The sequence below is a fragment of the Prevotella sp. MGM2 genome (genome assembly GCF_002933955.1).
In the GTDB taxonomy this organism is placed as follows: Bacteria; Bacteroidota; Bacteroidia; order Bacteroidales; family Bacteroidaceae; genus Alloprevotella.
The window spans coordinates 1-2,674 of sequence record NZ_BEWW01000169.1 but is presented as its reverse complement, the minus strand read 5'-3'; the positions used below and the strand labels follow the sequence as shown (position 1 = coordinate 2,674).

Below are 2,674 nucleotides of genomic sequence, written 5' to 3'. Positions count from 1 at the left end.
ATTTCGGCTTGACCCAAAACTTCCTTGTAGTATACTATGTACGCATACTTGAACTCTATAACGCGAAAAACGGAATTGTCTTGGTTGTTATAATAAATCACCTTACCGCTTATAGCTTTGAAAGGGTTGTTCACCATCGCTTCAAGGAGAAGGGTCTCCTTTGTGGATTCAATGGTGATTGTAATACGGCCACCGATGACATTTGTCACTGGCCTTCCTTTATTGTCTGTCTTACGGTTGAATTCAATGTGTGAAGAAATCACGTCCATTTCCTTACCTTGAAAGCGCACGGTCGCTCGTAGTCCTGCCATACCAATTGTAGTTTTAGTGATAAAAACCAAGACTTGATGGTTGTCCTGATTAAAGCAGAAGACCGCTTTCGGAGGAAAATGAGGATGTAATGTCTGCAAAATTAATCTATTTCATCGAATGAACCAAATTTTAGTGGATTTTATTTTGTTAAGATTGCGATTTATAATGGTTTAAGCAGGTTTGTCACTATCCTGTAATAAATTTGCACTATAGTGCAATACTTGAGATATACCTGACCCGATGATAACAGTGGGTGGATGATTGCAATAATTCTGGAAGTCCATCCTGGCATTGCAACGGGTCTGCCAATTCCGCATCATCAAACAAGTACGCTTGTCATTGTAGTTATTATGCGGTCAGCTACGGAGACTTTTATGTAAATTCACTCTGTTCCGATCCATGTTGCCAGTCCTTTTACCTTACGGGTTTTCAGTATTGTTGAAAATATATGTCAGTCCCGAGGTTGAAAGGTCTTAGAATACTGATATTTCAGTCAGAATCCTTAATAGTTGGTAATAATAGGCTGTCCAACATGTTTTCGTGTTTGCATACGGCAAGAGGTTTTGAAGAGGCACGCCATCAGCTCTGCCAATATGTCCAAAACAGAAGTTTACTGGTATAAGATAGATTATAATTGCTTTTATATAATCTCATCACACTATGGGTAACAAACTTATTTTAAGTTAATTTGCATCAATCCTCCCAATGCAGATAATCTTTCATTACTTTCATATTGTTTTATAAGAAAACATAGCATTAATTGTTACGCGTCCCTACCGTCTACAACCGTGGCTTTAGAGGACGGCTAATCAATTTTATCCCCTATAAACTTGTGAGTTATGAAGAAAAACGCTACCTTTGCACATTATAGAATTGCGGTTAAACGCATATTGTTGTATAATATACTGAATTTGAAGAAGTTAATATCAAATATTTATCACCTTGCTTTTGGCGAGGAGGTTCGTGTCAATGACATGGATTTTGATGGCACTATTCGTGTGGCGGCTGGTGACCCTACATTGAGTGTCCCTACATTGAAGGGGCTTGAAATGTTGCCAGATAGAGTGTTGTACGGGAATTCAATGATGGATATTTCAAAGTATAAATATGCAGCCACTCCACTGATATATACTGTTGAGGGATCATCCATGTCTCCCGAAGGTATCTCTAATGGCGATAAGTTATTGTGCAGAATAGTAGATAATGACACTATAAAGAATATTGGTAAAGGGAAATTTGTAATCATTGCCGTAGATCCAGAATATTATCAGGCTAAAAATAAAGAACTGAAGTACGACTACAAATTGCGTCATACCCTATTTAGAGTACCGTTAGGTGCTTCATGCGACGAATTAATCGACTCTTTGAAAAAAGTTACCAGCAGTATCTTTTTAGAAGAGAATCAAGAAAACTTAAGGATCAAATATGATGAGGTTGTTAAGTTTTATGGGAATCAAAGAGAACTTATGCTGTCAGTCACATATCGTAAAGGAAACTTACGTTATTCATTTCATCCAATTGATTTAATAAAGTACGTTGCTGAGTATGTACTAAAGCATAATGGAGAAGGCTGGATTGCAAAAAAACTTGAATAGAAATGTCAGAAATAGATTGTGTCAATCTACTTGCATTCATCCAATTTATAGTTGCTTTTGACTTTGGATTGTACTATTTTGATGATAAGCATACGTTAGCTAAGATATATCGCAAATATCAATCCGATTTAAGGTCATCTACACAAGCTATCTTGACTCTTGCCGATGATAAGATAAAAGCGACTTTAAATAGTGATAATGAGGAATGTATGTTAAAAGGTGCATATTTGGATAAAACCTATCGCCGTTTAAAATATCTGACTGATGAAGGTCGTCTTTTAGAAGGATGTGGCTTTATTGGGTTGTATGCTGGACTGTATGGTTTTTTATGCTTATTTTGTATAGGAATATTTAAATCACAGTATGATGCACCCGCAAAGGCTTATATCTTAGTGATATCCCAGATAATTTTAGCTGTTGAGCTGCTTATAGCGATATATAATTTTATTCAGGAGGATTGTAGTAAATACAGTAGAAACATATGGTCAAACATAAGACTCATTATATGTATTATACTGTTTGCTGCGGGACTATTGTACTTTGATTGCACTTATAAGTTTTTCTCGGAATTTGAGTTGCCTTTTACCGTTATAAGTCTGCTTGTATTGCTATTTCCCTTCATTCTTTTTGTGGGACATATAGTAGTCACTCGCATTGTAGTAAATATTCTGAAACTAAGATGTAGATATTATATAATTCAGTTAGACACACTTCTAACGGAGGAAAACAACCACCATACTCAGATATTCACAAAATAACACTCAAGC

The 2,674-nt window shown here is 36.1% G+C and carries 3 protein-coding genes; 2 read left to right on the top strand and 1 reads right to left on the bottom strand.

Annotation, left to right across the window (positions count from 1 at the left end; translation table 11 throughout):
- Positions 1–311, bottom strand: a 311-nt coding sequence (gene tssD / locus C5S62_RS04270; protein WP_104404208.1) for a type VI secretion system tube protein TssD, incomplete at its 3' end; no start/stop codon positions are given.
- An 840-nt stretch (positions 312–1,151) separates the two neighbouring features.
- On the opposite strand from tssD, the gene C5S62_RS04265 reads away from it, so the two are divergent.
- Both C5S62_RS04265 and C5S62_RS04260 read left to right on the top strand, forming a co-directional pair.
- The gene (locus C5S62_RS04265; protein ID WP_104404207.1) at positions 1,152–1,907 is read left to right on the top strand and encodes a hypothetical protein; all 756 of its coding nucleotides are present in this window, start codon (positions 1,152–1,154) and stop codon (positions 1,905–1,907) included.
- Positions 1,908–1,909: 2 nt separating this feature from the next.
- Positions 1,910–2,665 carry a hypothetical protein gene (locus C5S62_RS04260; protein WP_104404206.1) on the top strand — a complete coding sequence of 252 codons (756 nt, stop codon included), beginning with the start codon at positions 1,910–1,912 and terminating at the stop codon, positions 2,663–2,665.
- The last annotated feature ends 9 nt before the right edge of the window (positions 2,666–2,674 follow it).

Excerpts from the sequence above, each read along its gene's own strand:
- C5S62_RS04260 (WP_104404206.1), top strand. The coding sequence starts at position 1,910 with ATGTCAGAAATAGATTGTGTCAATCTACTTGCATTCATCCAATTTATA.
- C5S62_RS04265 (WP_104404207.1), top strand. The coding sequence starts at position 1,152 with ATGAAGAAAAACGCTACCTTTGCACATTATAGAATTGCGGTTAAACGC.